This window comes from Mycolicibacterium aubagnense (genome assembly GCF_010730955.1).
Classification (GTDB): Bacteria; Actinomycetota; Actinomycetes; order Mycobacteriales; family Mycobacteriaceae; genus Mycobacterium; species Mycobacterium aubagnense.
The window spans coordinates 1,399,951-1,414,543 of the sequence record NZ_AP022577.1 but is presented as its reverse complement, the minus strand read 5'-3'; the positions used below and the strand labels follow the sequence as shown (position 1 = coordinate 1,414,543).

15 protein-coding genes and 1 pseudogene are annotated in these 14,593 nt (G+C 65.9%); 11 read left to right on the top strand and 5 right to left on the bottom strand.

Translation table 11 applies throughout. The annotated features are described in order from the left end of the window. Nucleotides 1-27 precede the first annotated feature (27 nt). The gene (locus G6N59_RS06975; RefSeq protein WP_138231455.1) at nucleotides 28-1,506 is read left to right on the top strand and encodes an aldehyde dehydrogenase family protein; all 1,479 of its coding nucleotides are present in this window, start codon (nucleotides 28-30) and stop codon (nucleotides 1,504-1,506) included. Here the strand turns inward: G6N59_RS06975 and G6N59_RS06970 are convergent. From G6N59_RS06970 to G6N59_RS06960, 3 genes are read right to left on the bottom strand one after another with little or no spacing between them, the layout of a single operon-like run. Further along, nucleotides 1,488-2,480 (bottom strand): Rieske 2Fe-2S domain-containing protein, encoded by a 993-nt coding sequence (locus tag G6N59_RS06970; protein WP_138231454.1) that lies wholly within the window; start codon nucleotides 2,478-2,480, stop codon nucleotides 1,488-1,490. The genes G6N59_RS06975 and G6N59_RS06970 overlap by 19 nt on opposite strands. After that, entirely contained in the window at nucleotides 2,477-3,394 is a 918-nt protein-coding gene (locus G6N59_RS06965) for a TIGR03619 family F420-dependent LLM class oxidoreductase (protein WP_138231453.1), read from the bottom strand. Before G6N59_RS06965 ends, G6N59_RS06970 begins: the two co-directional genes overlap by 4 nt. A 24-nt stretch (nucleotides 3,395-3,418) precedes the next feature. After that, on the bottom strand, nucleotides 3,419-4,915 hold the full coding sequence (locus G6N59_RS06960; RefSeq protein WP_138231452.1) for an acyl-CoA carboxylase subunit beta: 1,497 nt from the start codon (nucleotides 4,913-4,915) through the stop codon (nucleotides 3,419-3,421). A 65-nt stretch (nucleotides 4,916-4,980) separates the two neighbouring features. Between G6N59_RS06960 and G6N59_RS06955 the strand changes: the two genes are divergently transcribed. From G6N59_RS06955 to G6N59_RS06930, 6 genes are read left to right on the top strand one after another with little or no spacing between them, the layout of a single operon-like run. Next, nucleotides 4,981-6,009: an LLM class F420-dependent oxidoreductase gene (locus G6N59_RS06955; RefSeq protein ID WP_138231451.1), complete on the top strand. Its 1,029-nt coding sequence runs from the start codon at nucleotides 4,981-4,983 to the stop codon at nucleotides 6,007-6,009. 10 nt (nucleotides 6,010-6,019) lie between these two features. Beyond that, nucleotides 6,020-7,264 (top strand): cytochrome P450, encoded by a 1,245-nt coding sequence (locus G6N59_RS06950; RefSeq protein WP_138231450.1) that lies wholly within the window; start codon nucleotides 6,020-6,022, stop codon nucleotides 7,262-7,264. Nucleotides 7,265-7,292: 28 nt separating this feature from the next. Then, entirely contained in the window at nucleotides 7,293-7,607 is a 315-nt protein-coding gene (locus G6N59_RS06945) for a hypothetical protein (RefSeq protein WP_138231449.1), read from the top strand. An 8-nt stretch (nucleotides 7,608-7,615) separates the two neighbouring features. Beyond that, nucleotides 7,616-8,029 (top strand): Zn-ribbon domain-containing OB-fold protein, encoded by a 414-nt coding sequence (locus tag G6N59_RS06940; protein ID WP_138231448.1) that lies wholly within the window; start codon nucleotides 7,616-7,618, stop codon nucleotides 8,027-8,029. 11 nt (nucleotides 8,030-8,040) lie between these two features. Further along, nucleotides 8,041-9,186 (top strand): thiolase family protein, encoded by a 1,146-nt coding sequence (locus G6N59_RS06935; RefSeq protein ID WP_138231447.1) that lies wholly within the window; start codon nucleotides 8,041-8,043, stop codon nucleotides 9,184-9,186. Nucleotides 9,187-9,198: 12 nt separating this feature from the next. Then, nucleotides 9,199-10,107, top strand: coding sequence for an enoyl-CoA hydratase (locus G6N59_RS06930; RefSeq protein ID WP_138231446.1), 909 nt, complete (start codon nucleotides 9,199-9,201; stop codon nucleotides 10,105-10,107). Here G6N59_RS06930 and G6N59_RS06925 read toward each other — a convergent pair whose 3' ends face one another. After that, entirely contained in the window at nucleotides 10,108-10,521 is a 414-nt protein-coding gene (locus G6N59_RS06925; protein WP_234884314.1) for a PaaI family thioesterase, read from the bottom strand. A gap of 90 nt (nucleotides 10,522-10,611) precedes the next feature. On the opposite strand from G6N59_RS06925, the gene G6N59_RS06920 reads away from it, so the two are divergent. After that, nucleotides 10,612-11,028, top strand: a complete 417-nt coding sequence (locus G6N59_RS06920; RefSeq protein ID WP_138231444.1) for a hypothetical protein — start codon at nucleotides 10,612-10,614, stop codon at nucleotides 11,026-11,028. A gap of 68 nt (nucleotides 11,029-11,096) precedes the next feature. On the opposite strand, the pseudogene G6N59_RS06915 reads toward G6N59_RS06920, so the two are convergent. Then, nucleotides 11,097-11,633 (bottom strand): annotated as a pseudogene (locus tag G6N59_RS06915) (SDR family NAD(P)-dependent oxidoreductase); the annotation flags it as partial. 32 nt (nucleotides 11,634-11,665) lie between these two features. On the opposite strand from G6N59_RS06915, the gene G6N59_RS06910 reads away from it, so the two are divergent. From G6N59_RS06910 to G6N59_RS06900, 3 genes are read left to right on the top strand one after another with little or no spacing between them, the layout of a single operon-like run. Next, nucleotides 11,666-13,207: a methylmalonyl-CoA mutase family protein gene (locus G6N59_RS06910; RefSeq protein ID WP_235678729.1), complete on the top strand. Its 1,542-nt coding sequence runs from the start codon at nucleotides 11,666-11,668 to the stop codon at nucleotides 13,205-13,207. Continuing rightward, on the top strand, nucleotides 13,207-13,608 hold the full coding sequence (locus G6N59_RS06905; RefSeq protein WP_138231441.1) for a cobalamin B12-binding domain-containing protein: 402 nt from the start codon (nucleotides 13,207-13,209) through the stop codon (nucleotides 13,606-13,608). The genes G6N59_RS06910 and G6N59_RS06905 overlap by 1 nt, the downstream gene beginning before the upstream one ends. A gap of 1 nt (nucleotide 13,609) precedes the next feature. After that, the gene (locus tag G6N59_RS06900; RefSeq protein WP_138231440.1) at nucleotides 13,610-14,566 is read left to right on the top strand and encodes an LLM class F420-dependent oxidoreductase; all 957 of its coding nucleotides are present in this window, start codon (nucleotides 13,610-13,612) and stop codon (nucleotides 14,564-14,566) included. Nucleotides 14,567-14,593: the final 27 nt, after the last annotated feature.

Below are 14,593 nucleotides of genomic sequence, written 5' to 3'. Positions count from 1 at the left end.
AGTTCCCCGAAGTGCTACTGTCCGGCCATGGGCGACGGCGCGGAACCGGCAGCGTTGCGGGTGGTTCTCGACCGCCAGCGGCAGGCGTTCCTGGCCGACGGTTTTCCCGGGGCCGCCCTGCGGCGCAATCGCATCGACCGCCTGGTCGCGCTGGTGTTGGACAACGCTGACGCCTTCGCCGACGCGATGGCGGCGGACTACGGCACGAGGGCCAAAGCCGGTTCATTGTTCACCGAGGTCCTCGGCATGATGTCCGTGATCGAGCACACCAGATCGCATGTGCCGCAATGGATGAAATCAACCACTGCGATGCGCGCGGCCCGGGTGCTGGGCCTGCGGGCCGAGGTGGTGCCGTCCCCGCTGGGGGTCGTCGGGGTCATCGGCCCGTGGAACTTTCCGCTCAATCTTGTGGTACTGCCTGCGACGGCCGCCTTCGCCGCCGGTAATCGGGTGATGGTCAAGATGTCGGAAGTCACCGCACAGACCGCGGCGCTGATGAAGGCACTCACGCCCGAGTACTTCGATGAGACGGAGCTGGCGGTCGTCACGGGCGGACCCGAGGTGGCGGCCGCCTTTTCCGGGTTGCCCTTCGACCACCTCTTTTTCACCGGTTCACCCGCGGTGGGAGCCAAGGTGGCAGAGGCCGCCGGACGCAGCCTGGTGCCGGTGACGCTCGAACTCGGGGGCAAGAACCCCGTGGTGGTGTCGCGGGCCGCGAATCTCACCCGCGCCGCGGCCCGGATCGCGCAAGGCCGGATGATCAACGGGGGGCAGGTCTGCGTGAGCCCCGACTACGTCTTCGTGCCCGACGACCGGGTTGATGACTTTGTCGACGCGGCGCGAAACACGTTGCGGTCCATGTTCGGGTCGATCGTCAGCAACGGGGACTACTGTTCGTCGGTCAACGAGGCGAACTTCGACCGAGTGCTTGCGCTGATCGGGGACGCCAAGGAGAAAGGTGCCATGGTCGAGGCCGTTGCTCCGCCCGGTGAGGTGCTGCCGAACCGGTGCACCCGCAAGATCGCCCCGACCATCGTCCGTGATGTCGACGACCGCATGCGCATCACCACCGAAGAGATCTTCGGTCCGGTGCTGGTGGTGCGGGCGTATTCGAGCGTCCGCGACGTGGTCGATCACCTCAATGGGCGGGCCGCGCCGCTGGTCGCCTACTGGTTCGGGCCGGATGACGACGAGTTCCGGGCCTTCGTGCGCGACACCCGAAGCGGTGGGGTGGCCCGCAATGACTTTGCCGCCCAGATGATTCCGTCGGCCGTGCCGTTCGGTGGCGTCGGCACCAGTGGCAGCGGCGCATATCACGGCAAGGCCGGCTTCGACACGTTCAGCCACTACCGGTCGGTGGTCGGCACCGACCTGCCGTTCAGCATCACCGGTCGCGCGGCACCGCCGTTCACCAGATCGATGCGGTCCGGCACCGAGCTGACGCTCTGGCTGGCGCGCCGCCGAAACCGACGCCGGCTGGGCCCTGATCACGCGGGCGCCTCGTAGAACCGCGTCGCCCATTTGCGCATGGCCATATAGGGTTTCGCGTCTGCTTTGGACAATGCGGGGTGCTCGATGTACTCCTGGTAGCGCCAGATGTCGAGGTCTTCCCACACCGTCTGCAGGAATCGCCTTTCGACGTGCTCACGCACCTCGTCCGGTGGCACGTCGGATATGTCACCAGGACGGCGCGGCCACCAGATCGAGTAGAACATGTCCGAGCAGCCGTCCTCGACCGGCGTGCAGGCGAAGATCAGCCGGTGGTTCGACGAGCCCTCGAAGGCGCTGACCGCGAAGCCGAGGCCCGAGAAATGGCTGTGGATATATAGCGCCATCTTGTCCGGGTCGTCGCTGCGGGCATCCGGCCACCCGGTGAGGAACCGCCACTCTTCGTCGACGACTTCCCAGTTCAGGCACACCGGCGTGACGGTGGCACCGTGCACGTAGCGGAAGTGTGCACTGTCCGGCCCGTTCTCGGCGACGATCTGCGGGTGGACGGGCTCGCGTTCGGCGCGACGCGAAAACTCTGGGTATGGACGGTAATACGCGTCGCGGTCGGTGGGGAACTGCGGGAATTTGCCGAACAGGTCGGGCAATTCCCATTGCGGTTCCTCACCGTGGGGCTGATACCAGGCGAACACGCACCCGTACTGCTCGCGAACCGGGAACACCCGCAGCCGCAACGCCTTGTTGGGCCGGTCCGGCTGGTAGGGGATGTACTGGTTGGAGCCGTCAGGGCCCCACCGCCAGCCGTGGAACGGGCACTCCACACAGTCACCGACCACCTTGCCGCCGTGGCCGATGTGTGCCCCGAGGTGTCGGCAGTGCGCGCTGAGCAGGTGCAGCTCACCCGATTCGTCGCGGTAGGCGACCAGGTCTTCACCGAAGTACCGCAGCGGTTTGACCTCTGCTGCGGCGAACTCCTGCGACCAGCCGATCATGAACCAGCCGGTGACCTTCCAAGTGAAGGGGACTTTCATGATGCACCCGAAATGATGGTTGCGCCAAACCCTTTGATGTAGTCGACGGCCGCGTCGACGCTCGACCCGTCGACGTGGACGACGGCCCAGGTGGCGCCGTAGCCCGCCAATTCATCGAGCAGTTCGCGAGTGCGCCGCACCGCTGACTCGTCGTCGAGATCGACCTCAGGGCACAAGATCTGGACGTCCAGGCCCGCCGGATCGCGCCCGGCCGCGGCGAGCCGGCCACGCAACGTGTCCACTGCGGCGCCGAACTGACGCGCATCGGAAATAGCGACGGTGCGCATGCTCGCCGCGTATTCCGGTGGTGAGATCACGGGCATCCAGCCGGTCCCGTACTCGACGACGCGGCGCATCGCCGCGCCACCGTTGCCGCCGATCCACAGCGGGGGATGCGGCCGTTGCGCGGGGCGCTGCAGCCAGAGTTCACCGACGGCGCCGAAATCACTGCCGGCTACCGGAATCTCGGGGTCCATCCAGATCGACCACAGCGCGGCGAGGGCTTCGTCGAGCAGTTCGGCGCGGCGATCGAAATCTACCCCCAGGGCCGCGAATTCGGATCGGAGGTACCCGGCGCCGACGCCGGCGATGAGCCGGCCGCCCGACACGAGGTCCAGCGACGTGAGCGCCTTGGCGGACAGATATGGATTGCGAAAAGGCAGCACATACAAGTTGGTCACCAGCTTGACCGTCGACGTCACGCCGGCCATGAACCCGAGCGCCGCGATCGGGTCGAGGGTGTCGTGCCCACCGCGGCGCCGCCACTTCGCCGACGGTGCCGGGTGCTCACTGAGCGCCACGGCGGAGAACCACGAGGCCTCCGCCTGCTGGCACACCTGCCGGATGGCCTGGGGATGCAGGAAACCATCTGTGGCCGTGGGTGATTCGATCGGATATTCGAGGGTGAACTTCACTGACGCCAGCTCCTGAAAGGTCTGTTACGGCATGATCGTGGTACGTGACACCGGCTCGGGTGCGGCTTGCCGAGCGCGCACGCCGCGCTCGAGCGCGTGCAACAGCGCGTCGCGCGTTTCGACCGGTGAGATGAGTTCATCGAAGCCGAGGTGGCCCGCCGATCGGAATGATGCTTCGAGTTCCATCCGGCGCAATTTCGCCTCGACGTCCTCGTCGGCGTGCGATGCCCGGCTCAGGGCGGCCGCGCTCATCGCGCCCATGGTCGCGCCCGGGTAGGCGAACGTCGCCCCTTGATTGTCGAAACCCAAGAGCGACATCACCATCGAGCCGAAACCGTAGGCCTTGCGCAACGTCACATGCAGCTTCACGGTCGTCGCCGCGGTCTGGGCGGCGAACATCCGGGCGCCGCTGCGCAGTACGCCGGTGCGCTCGGAGCGGCTGCCGGGCAGCATCCCGGGATTGTCGGCCAGGAAGATGATCGGCAGGTGGAACGAGTCGGCCACCGTGATGAAATGCGCTGCCTTGTCGGCGGCGTCGGCATCGATGGCGCCGGCCAGGACGTTGGGCTGGTTGGCGATGACGGCCACCGGATGGCCGCCGAGGTGGGCCAGCGCGCAGATGATGGCGGGCCCGAACTTGGGTTGCACCTCGAACCAGTCCGGTGTGTCGAACACGATGTCGAGGACGCTGCGCATGTTGTAGGCGCGGCGGTTGTCCCGCGGCACCACGTCGAGCAGTTCAGGTGTCTGCCGTGATGCGCACACGTCGGTCGCCGACAGCTTGGTCGGATACGACCACGCGCTGGACGGGAAGTACGACAGGTAGCGGCGGATGTCCTGGAGGGCGGACTCGTCGTCGGCGGCGCCGTTGTGGATGACGCCACTGGTCAGCGCGACGCCGGGGCCACCGAGCTCTGCTTTCGAAATCTCCTCGCCGGTGGACTCTTTCACGACGGGTGGACCGGCGGTGAAGATGGCGCCCTGCTGACTCATGATCGTCCAGTCGCACACCGGGGCGACGAGCGCGCCGTGTCCGGCGGACGGTCCCAATACCGCCGAGATGGTCGGCACCCGGCCTGAGCAGCGAGCCTGCGCGATCAGGTCGGTGGGTGTGCGGCCGTAATGTTCGCCGCTGGGCCGGAACCCCGCGCCCTCCAGCAACATCACGAGCGGAATCCGGTCGTGCAGAGCGAGTTCGGCGAGCCGGTACCGCTTGGCATTGCCGCCCGGCCCGATGCTGCCGGCCAGCGTGGTGAAGTCCTCTGCCCCCACCATGACCGGTGCGCCATTGATGAGACCCGATCCGGTGACGATGCCGTCCGCGGCGATGTCACCGCCCACCAAGGTGCCGAATTCGCGGAAGGTCCCAGGGTCCAGTAGGTGGTCCAGTCGGCCGCGCGCGTCGAGCTTGCCCTTGCCGTGGTGCTTGGCCAGTCGCTCGGGCCCTCCCATCGCGCGGGTCCGTTCGCGCAGGCCCTCGAGGTCCTCGAGAGTCTGCTTCCAGTCGGGCCGATCCGTCATCGCAGTTCCTCACTGATGGCTTGTCACGTTGACCATACTGAATTGCTTACTGTAGCGTCTACAACATGGTTGGCGACCGCGTTGGCCTGACGGTCGACGGGGGCGTGAACTGCGCTCTCGCCGATGTGCCGCATGCCGCAAGCACCCTGGAGCGGCGCGGGTACAGCGGCTGTTGGACCGCAGAGGTCAACCACGATCCGTTCCTGCCGATGGCACTTGCCGCCGAACACACTTCCAGTATCGAACTCGGCACCGGTATCGCCGTGGCTTTCGCCCGATCGCCCATGACGGTCGCCAACGTAGGGTGGGATCTGCAGGGCTATTCGAGGGGTCGGTTCCTGCTCGGTCTCGGGTCGCAGATCCAGCCCCACATCGAGAACCGGTTCAGCATGCCGTGGAGTCATCCGGTACGCCGCATGCGGGAATTCATCGCTGCACTGCAAGCGATTTGGACGTGCTGGCGCGACGGCGGCACCCTGCGGTTCGAGGGCGATTTCTATACGCACAAGCTGATGACCCCGATGTTCGTCCCGGAACCGCACGAGTACGGATTTCCGAAGGTGTTCGTGGCCGCTGTCGGCGATGCGATGACCGGGCTGGCCGCTGAGGTGGCTGCCGGTCTGGTCGGCCATGCGTTCACCACCCGGCGCTACCTCACGGAAGTCACCGAACCGGCAGTGCGGCGCGGGCTGGAGCGAGCGGGCCGCGACCGTGTCGATTTCGAGCTCGCATTCCCGGTCATGGTCGTTACCGGTACCGACGACGATCAGATGGCCGCCGCTGCAGGACGGGCCCGCAAGCAGATCGCCTTCTACGCATCGACGCCCGCCTACCGCCGGGTGCTCGAGCTGCACGGCTGGGGTGACCTGCAGCCCGAGCTGCGTCGACTGTCGCTGGGCGGCGAATGGGATGCGATGGCTCAGCTCATCGACGACGTCATGCTCGCCGAGATCGCGGTCGTCGCGCCGGTCAACGAGTTGGCCGTCGCGATCACGGAACGGTGTGCCGGTGTCATCGACCGGGTCACCATCGGTCTGCCGCCGCAGCTGCCGGAGGAAACCGTCAAAGCCGTACTCGCAGAGTTGCAACAGTGAGGAGCCGCCCATGAGTGCCCCGACCACCGCCGATGCCGCCGGGGTGTTCGCAGATCCATCCGCTTACGCCGACGAGTCGAAACTCCATGCGGCACTGGCTTTTCTGCGTGCCCATGCACCCGTATCCAAGGTTGACGTCGCCGGCTATAAGCCATTCTGGGCGATCACCAAACACGACGACGTCATGGCGATCGAACGCGCCAACACACAGTTCACCAACTCGCCGCGGCCGGTGTTGATGACCGAAGAGGCCGACGAGCACCAGGCCGCTCTGGGCATCAGCACCCTGATCCACCTGGACGACCCGCAGCATCGGCTGGTGCGGGCGATCGGTGCCGACTGGTTTCGGCCGAAGGCCATGCGGGACTTGCGCGTTCGCGTCGATGAACTCGCGAAGCGGTACGTCGACCGGATGATGGAGTTGGGCGACGAATGCGACTTCGTCCAAGAGGTGGCGGTGAATTACCCGCTGTACGTGATCATGTCGCTCCTCGGTTTGCCCGAATCCGACTTCCCCCGGATGTTGGTGTATACCCAGGAATTGTTCGGCGCCGACGATTCGGAGTTCTCCCGGGGCGTCACTCCCGAGGAAAAGGGTGCCGCGCTGTTCGAGATGTTCAGCTATTTCACCGCGTTGACCGCCGCGCGCCGCGAGAACCCCACCGGCGACCTGGCGTCGGCCATTGCCAACGCCAGGCTCCAGGGGGAGCCGCTCGGTGACATCGACACCGTCTCGTACTACGTGATCATCGCGACGGCCGGCCACGACACCACGAGTGCGGTGGTCTCCGGCGGTCTGCGGGCGCTCATCGAGAATCCGGATCAACTCGAGCGGCTGCGCGCGAACCCCGAACTGATGCCTCTCGCCACCGAGGAGATGATCCGCTGGGTGACGCCGGTGAAGGAGTTCATGCGCACCGCGCGCGAGGATGCCACCATCCGGGGCGTGCCGATCGCGGCGGGGGAGTCGGTACTGCTGTCGTACGTGTCGGCCAACCGCGACGAAGACGTCTTCGACGACCCGTTCCGTTTCGATGCGGGTCGTGACCCCAACAAGCACGTGGCGTTCGGCTACGGCGTTCACTTTTGCTTGGGCGCAGCGCTCGCGCGTATGGAGGTCACCAGTTTCTTCTCGGAGTTGATCCCACGGCTCCGGTCGATCGAGCTGGCGGGCACTCCGCAGCAGGTCGCGACCATCTTCGTCGGCGGCCTCAAACACCTGCCGATCCGTTACTCGCTGACTTCGGGGAAGTGACGTTCTCCTATCTGATAATGTGCTTCTCATGGTCAAAACAGGTAGTCGCCTGCGGAGTCAGGTGTGCGACACCCAGGTGATCGTCGTCCGCACTGGTGACAGCCTGGACGACCTGCGGTGCGGAGGCGCCCCGATGGTGGCGCTCGATGCCAGTTCCGATGCTCAGGCCGACGGCGCATTGGCTCTCGACCCGGAGCTGTCCGGCGGCGCCGTGATGGGTAAGCGGTATGTCGACGATTCCGCGGCAGAGGTGCTGGTCACCAAGGCCGGTGCGGGCACGCTGAGCGTCGGGTCCACACCGCTTGCGCTCAAGGAAGCCAAACCCCTCCCTGCGAGCGATTAGGACTGATGATGCAGAAGGCGCTTGCCCCGGAAATCTCCACCTGGCCCGATGCGGAGCCGCAGCTCATCGGTAGTCGGTGCGGTGAGTGTTCGGCGACGACGTTCCCGCGCCAGGATCGCTGCCCGAAGTGCAGCAAGGCCGAGATGTCCGAGGTGCTGCTGCCGCGCCGCGGCACCGTGATTGCTTGGACCACACAGGGATTCCCGCCCGGCGCGCCGTACGCCGGTCCCACCGGCAAGGACTTCGTGCCGTTCGGCGTCGGACTGGTACAGCTCGGCGACGTGATCCGCGTCGAGGGCCGGCTCACCGAAAACGACCCTGCCAAGCTGGAATTCGGCATGGAGGTCGAGCTCACGATGATTCCGTTCACCACCGACGCGGATGGCAACGAGATCGTCACCTTCGCGTTCCAGCCGGTTTAGGGGTACAGAAAATGTCCAATGACGTAGCGATCATCGGTGTCGGTATCCACCCGTTCGGCCGGTTCGACAAGACCGCGATGGAGATGGGCGCCGAAGCGATCCAGGGTGCGCTGACCGATGCCAAGCTGGAGTGGAAAGACATCCAGTTCGGGTTCGGCGGCAGCTACGAGGTGTCCAATCCCGATGCGGTGACGCGCCTGGTGGGGCTGACGGGTATCACGTTCACCAACGTGTTCAACGCCTGTGCCACCGCGGCCAGCGCCATCCAGCAGACCGCCGACACGATCCGGCTCGGGAAGTACGACATCGGCATCGCGATCGGCCTGGACAAGCATCCGCGTGGCGCCTTCACCGACGACCCGGCCAAGCTCGCGCTGCCGCAGTGGTACGCCAACAACGGGCAGTTCGTCACCACGAAGTTCTTCGGGATGAAGGCCAACCACTACATCAACAAACACGGCATCTCCGAGGAGACGCTGGCGCGGGTGGCCAACAAGAACTTTCGCAACGGCATCCTGAACCCGAACGCGTTCCGGCGCAAAGAGATCACGGTGGACGAGATCATGGCGTCTCCGGTGCTCAACTACCCGTTGCGGCAGTACATGTTCTGCGCGCCCGATGAGGGTGCCGCCGCGGTCATCATGTGCCGGGCCGACATTGCCCACCGCTACACCGACAAGCCGGTGTACGTGCGTGCCAGTGAGATCCGTACCCGCACCTACGGCGCCTACGAGGTGCACGCCACCTCCGCGCCGCTCGACGAGGATGTGTCGCCCACGGTGTATGCGGCCAAGGCCGCCTACGAAGCCGCCGGCATCGGCCCGGAGGACGTCGACATCGCGCAGCTGCAAGACACCGACGCCGGTGCCGAGGTCATCCACATGGCCGAGACCGGACTGTGTGCCGACGGCGAGCAGGAGAAGTTGTTGGCCGACGGCGCCACCGAAATTCATGGGTCGCTGCCGATCAACACCGACGGCGGTCTGATCGCCAACGGCGAGCCGATCGGTGCATCGGGCCTGCGTCAGATGCACGAGCTGGTGCGCCAGCTTCGCGGCGAGGCAGGGGACCGGCAGGTGCCGGGCAACCCGCGGGTCGGCCTGGCTCAGGTGTACGGTGCGCCGGGTACCGCCTCGGCGACCATTCTGAGCCTTTAGGGGAAGCACGTCATGACCGACTACAAGTACGTCACCTACGAAACCCTCGATGAAGGCACCATCGCCCGGATCATGTTGAACCGTCCGGACACTCGCAATGCGCAGAGCCGTGGCATGCTCACCGAACTGCACGAGGCGTTCCTGCGGGCCGAGGCCGACGACACGGTGCGGGTCGTCATCCTCGGCGGCCTGGGCCCGATGTTCTCCTCCGGCCACGACCTCGGCTCGGCGCAGTCCCGCGCCGAACGGACGCCGGGGCCCGACCAGCATCCGAGTTTCCGGATCAACGGCGCCACTCGTTCGGGTGCCGAGATGCTGATGCTGCAGGAGTGGCACTACTACTTCGAGAACACCCGCCGCTGGCGCAACCTGCGCAAGATCACCGTCGCCCAGGTACACGGTGACGTGTACGCCGCTTCGCTCATGCTGATGTGGGCGTGCGACCTGATCGTCGCGGCCGACAACACCACCTTCGCCGACGTGGTGGGTACTCGGCTCGGTATGTGCGGAGTCGAATACTTCGCGCACCCATGGGAATTCGGTCCCCGCAAGACCAAGGAGCTGATGCTGACCGGCGACAGTCTGTCGGTGGACGAGGCTCATCGGATGGGCATGGTCAGCAAGGTGTTCCCGGCTGACGAACTTGCCGACCGCACACTGGAATTCGCCCGTCGGATCGCCGCTGTGCCGACGATGGCCGCCCTGCTGATCAAAGAATCGGTGAACCAGACGCAGGACAACATGGGCTTCTACAACTCCCTGAATGCCTGCTTCACCCTGCACGAGCTCAACCACAGTCACTGGGCGCAGGTGCACGAGAACGGTTTCCCGGTCGGACTGGAGGAGGACGGTCTGCCGAACTGGCGCACCGCGCCGCCCGTGGTGCCGGCGGTCAAGGATCAGGCGCGCGGCGGGCAGTGATCAGGCCCGGCCTTCCAGCGCCGCGAAGTTGACGGTTGCCGTCGCGGCGAGATCGCCGTTACCGCGCAGGATTTCGACCTGAATGACGGCTGATCGGCGCCCATGGTGCACGATGTGCGCCACCGCGCGGGCCGGCCCGGTGTCGATGCGGCGCAGATAGCGGATGTGCAGATCCGTTGTGGTGATGTGGTTTCCGAACGACATGGTGCGCGAGACCAGAAGGCCGCCGGCGACGTCGGCGATGGTGGCGATCAGCCCGCCCTGCAGACCGCCGTTGGTGTTGACGACCGCCTGCGTCACCGGGAGTTCCATGGCCAGAGTGCCTTCGGGAGAATCCACCTCGGCCAGGCCGAGGTGGTCGAAAAGCTGCTTCAGTGTCGTCAAGCTGGGTGACGCGTCATCGACGGTACTCAAAGGGGTCTCCCGATCATTGGTATTCCCATTGTGCATTATCGAGAGTGGTATTACCGAAATCGGAGAGCGGTTTCAGGGTACGCTCTAGTGATGCGGCGCTTCTCGTGTGCGGTGGGTGCTTTGGCGCTCGTCGGATTGCATTGGCCTGCGGCTGCGTCGGCCGATCCGGTTCGGTGTGATGATCCGTCGTGCGTGCCGGGAATCAACCGCGTTGTGGCATTGGGTGCGGACTGTGACAACGTCACCTACTTCGTGTTCGCCACCACCGACTGGGGCAGGGTCGTCTACTGCGACTCGGCGCGCGGGTTGTCGCCGCGCTATTTCCGGGCACTGCCTGTGGTCGGTATCCGTGAATTCGACACGCCGTGCGATCAACCGTTCAACCAGATGGCTCAGGCGCCCGACGGACTGTTCCTGTTCTGTGGGCCCAAGCTTGATCGCAACGGCTCCGGCGTGACGCGCTGGATTCGCGGCGACAACTACGACAACCCCAACTCGAACTTCTGAGTGATTTGTGCACGATTCGGTGCGCACAGCGCCCAGCGCACCGAATCGTGCACAAATCGCCGGGAAACCTAGCCCAGGAACAGATCCGGGATCGGGTTGGCTCCGCCGCCGTAGGGGGCCAGGTCCCGGCCGGCTCCGGTCAGGACATCGGCATCGATGTAGCAGCCCGCGGTGCACTCTGCGGCCTGTCGGGTCAGGATCTGCACTGCCGCGTCACCCATGATCGCCGGGCTGCGCGACGAGTCCAGGAGTGCGTCGCCGTCGGCCATGTTCGCCACCGCGGAGGTGGCGATATAGGTCTGAGGCCATAGGCAGTTGAACGCGATGCCGGCATCGGCGAATTCGGCTGCCCAGCCCAGTGACAGCAGCGTCATCCCATACTTCGACAGCGTGTAGGACGGGTGTGCGCCCAACCAACGGGGAGTCAGATTCAGGGGTGGTGCAATGGTCAGCACATGGGCGTTGGCCGACTTGCGCAGGTACGGCAGAGCGGACTTCGTCAGCAGGAAGGTGCCCCGGATGTTCACCTGTTGCATCAGGTCGAACTTCTTCGCGGACAACGCCTCTGTCGGCTCGACGCCGATGGCGCTCGCGTTGTTGACGCAGTGCGCCCGCCGAACCTCGACCACACGGGGGGATGTCGGAGCCAGGGGTTGGGAGCAATGTCAGCGACGACGGGCGTCGGCCGTCACCTTGCGCATGGTACGGTTATCCACTGAGCGGACTTCGTCAGCAGGAAGGTGTCACCCGGCCACCGCCACCGGGATTCGGCACTGCCGAGGAGTCGAATCAGCGCTACCGCTACCTGCTGGGTCAGGGTGGGACGGGACTCTCCGTCGCCCTCGACCTGCCGACGCAGTGCGGTTACGACTCCGATGACGACGAGTACGGTGAGGAGGTCGGCCGCGTCGGTGTCGCCGTCGACACGCTGGCCGACGCCGAGGTCCTGTTCGACGGCATCCCGCTGGACAAGATCAGCACGAGCTTCACGATCAACGGCACCGCCGCCATCCTGCTGGCTTTCTACGTCGCGGCCGCCGAGAAGAAGGGTGTGCCGCGCGAAAAGCTCACCGGCACAATCCAGAACGACATCCTCAAGGAGTACGCCTCGCGCGGCACCTGGATCTGGCCACCCGAGCCCTCGCTACGCCTCATCGCCGACACCATCGAGTTCTGCGCCGCCGAGGTGCCGCGATTCAACGCGATCTCGGTGGCTGGCGCGCACTTCCGCGACGCGGGCGCCAATGCCGTGCAGGAGATGGCGTTCACGCTCGCAGACGGGGTCACGTACTGCGACACTGTCGTCGAGCGCGGACGCATGACCATCGACAAGTTCGCGCCCCAAATCTCGTTCTTCTTCTACACGCACGGTGACTTCTTCGAGGAGATCGCCAAATACCGTGCGGGACGGCGCCGTTGGGCCACCGTCGTGCGCGAACGGTACGGCGCCACCACGGAGAAGGCGTCGATGTTCCGGTTCGGCTGCGTCTCCGGCGGCGCGTCCCTCTATGCCCCGCAAGCACAGAACAACCTGGTGCGGGTCGCCTATGAGGCGCTGGCATCGGTCCTCGGCGGCGTGCAGTCGATGTTCACCGCGGCCTGGGATGAGCCGTTCGCGCTGCCCAGTGAGGAGTCCGCGACACTCGCACTGCGGACCCAGCAGATTCTGGCCTACGAGACGGGCGTCGCCAAGGTGGCCGACCCGTTGGGCGGCTCCTATTTCGTCGAAGCGCTCACCGACGCCACCGAAGAGAAGATCATCGAGATCATGCACGATCTCGAATCCCACGGCGGCATGGTCCGCTGCATCGAGGACGGCTACCTGCAGGGGCTGATCGCCGACGAGGCGTTCAAGATCCACCAGGAGACTGAGTCGGGGGAGCGGCCGGTGGTCGGGGTGAACAAGTTCGTCGTCGAGGAACCGGCGCCGGACCTCGCGACGTATGAACTCGACGCCGAGGGCCGCGACAAGCAGCTCAAGCGCCTCGCCAAGGTGAAGGCCGAGCGCGACGACGTTGCCGTGAAGGAATCCCTTGCGGCCCTGGCGCGTTCGGCGGATGGGGACGACAACCTGATGCATCGCCTCATCGACTGCGCGAATGCATACTGCACGGTGGGAGAGATGGTGTCGACATTGAAGTCGGTGTGGGGCGAGTTCCAGCAGCCGGTGGTGTTCTGATGGCGATACGAGTGCTGGTGGCCAAGCCGGGCCTGGACGGTCATGACCGGGGCGCCAAGATCGTCGCCCGAACATTGCGGGATGCGGGCTTCGAGGTGATCTACACCGGCATCCGGCAGCGGATCGAGGACATCGTGTCGATCGCGCTGCAGGAGGACGTCGCCCTCGTCGGGCTGTCGATCCTGTCGGGAGCGCACCTGGCGCTGACGGCCCGTACGGTCGAGGCCCTGCGCGCCGCCGACGCCGGTGACATCGCTGTCGTGGTGGGCGGGACGATCCCGCTCGGGGACGTGCCGAAACTACTGGAAGTCGGTGCCGCGGCGGTGTTTCCGACCGGTACTGGCCTTGACACCCTGGTGGCGGAAGTGCGGAAGCTGACGTCCGAAAGCGCGGTGGGCTGAGATGCGTCTCGGTGTGATGATCGGGGCCGAGCGCGGCGACATGGCGCGCAAGGTCTCCAAGCTGGTCTCCGATATCCAGTGGGCCGAGGGCGCGGGGCTCGACAGCGCGTGGCTGCCCCAGGTTCCCAATGACTTCGACTGCCTGACGATGGTGGCCCTGATGGCGGCGAACACGTCGCGCATCGAACTCGGCACGGCGGTGGTGCCGCTACAGGCTCAGCATCCGATCGCTCTTGCCCGCCAGGCGCTTTCGGTGCACGCCATGTCGGGCGGTCGCCTGGCCCTCGGGGTCGGGCCGTCGCACCACTGGATCGTGCGCGACATGCTGGGCCTGCCCTACGACAGGCCCGCCGCGTACACCCGCGACTATCTGCAGGTGCTGAACACCGCCATCGCCGGGCCGGGACCCGTTGACGTGGAGAACGATTCGTTCACCGTGCACAACCCGACGGTGCTCGCCGCAGACACCCCGATGCCGGTGCTGGTGTCCGCGCTGGGGCCGGTGATGCTGCAGATCGCCGGCGAGCAGGCCGACGGTACGTCGCTGTGGATGGCCGACGAGAAGGCCATCGGTGATCACATTGCGCCCAAGATCAACAAGGCAGCCGCGGAAGCGGGGCGGCCCGCACCGCGCATCGTCGCGGGAATCCCGGTCACCCTGTGCGCGAACTCCGAGATCGAGGCCGCCAAAGACCGGGCCAACCGGGTTCTCGCCGAGGCCGAGACGTCGCCCAACTACCAGAAGCTGCTGGATCGCGGCGACGCGCGTAGCGTCGGCGACTTGTGCGCGGCCGGCGACGAAGAGTCGATTCTCAAGCGGTTCAAGCAGTTCGCCGACGCGGGCGTGACGGATCTGTCGGTGCGGCTGCTGCCCATCGGCGAGAACCGCGACGAACTGATCGCCTCCAAGAACCGCACGCGGGATGTGATCGCCGCGCTGGCCAAGGCAGTCTCGTGATGCGCCGAGATGACGAATTTTCGCGAC

What these genes read in the sequence shown, in the direction of transcription:
- G6N59_RS06975 (WP_138231455.1), top strand. Translation starts at nt 28, where the DNA reads ATGGGCGACGGCGCGGAACCGGCAGCGTTGCGGGTGGTTCTCGACCGC.
- G6N59_RS06970 (WP_138231454.1), bottom strand. Translation starts at nt 2,480, where the DNA reads ATGAAAGTCCCCTTCACTTGGAAGGTCACCGGCTGGTTCATGATCGGC.
- G6N59_RS06960 (WP_138231452.1), bottom strand. Translation starts at nt 4,915, where the DNA reads ATGACGGATCGGCCCGACTGGAAGCAGACTCTCGAGGACCTCGAGGGC.
- G6N59_RS06955 (WP_138231451.1), top strand. Translation starts at nt 4,981, where the DNA reads ATGGTTGGCGACCGCGTTGGCCTGACGGTCGACGGGGGCGTGAACTGC.
- G6N59_RS06950 (WP_138231450.1), top strand. Translation starts at nt 6,020, where the DNA reads ATGAGTGCCCCGACCACCGCCGATGCCGCCGGGGTGTTCGCAGATCCA.
- G6N59_RS06945 (WP_138231449.1), top strand. Translation starts at nt 7,293, where the DNA reads ATGGTCAAAACAGGTAGTCGCCTGCGGAGTCAGGTGTGCGACACCCAG.
- G6N59_RS06940 (WP_138231448.1), top strand. Translation starts at nt 7,616, where the DNA reads ATGCAGAAGGCGCTTGCCCCGGAAATCTCCACCTGGCCCGATGCGGAG.
- G6N59_RS06935 (WP_138231447.1), top strand. Translation starts at nt 8,041, where the DNA reads ATGTCCAATGACGTAGCGATCATCGGTGTCGGTATCCACCCGTTCGGC.
- G6N59_RS06930 (WP_138231446.1), top strand. Translation starts at nt 9,199, where the DNA reads ATGACCGACTACAAGTACGTCACCTACGAAACCCTCGATGAAGGCACC.
- G6N59_RS06920 (WP_138231444.1), top strand. Translation starts at nt 10,612, where the DNA reads ATGCGGCGCTTCTCGTGTGCGGTGGGTGCTTTGGCGCTCGTCGGATTG.
- G6N59_RS06910 (WP_235678729.1), top strand. Translation starts at nt 11,666, where the DNA reads ATGTCGGAGCCAGGGGTTGGGAGCAATGTCAGCGACGACGGGCGTCGG.
- G6N59_RS06905 (WP_138231441.1), top strand. Translation starts at nt 13,207, where the DNA reads ATGGCGATACGAGTGCTGGTGGCCAAGCCGGGCCTGGACGGTCATGAC.
- G6N59_RS06900 (WP_138231440.1), top strand. Translation starts at nt 13,610, where the DNA reads ATGCGTCTCGGTGTGATGATCGGGGCCGAGCGCGGCGACATGGCGCGC.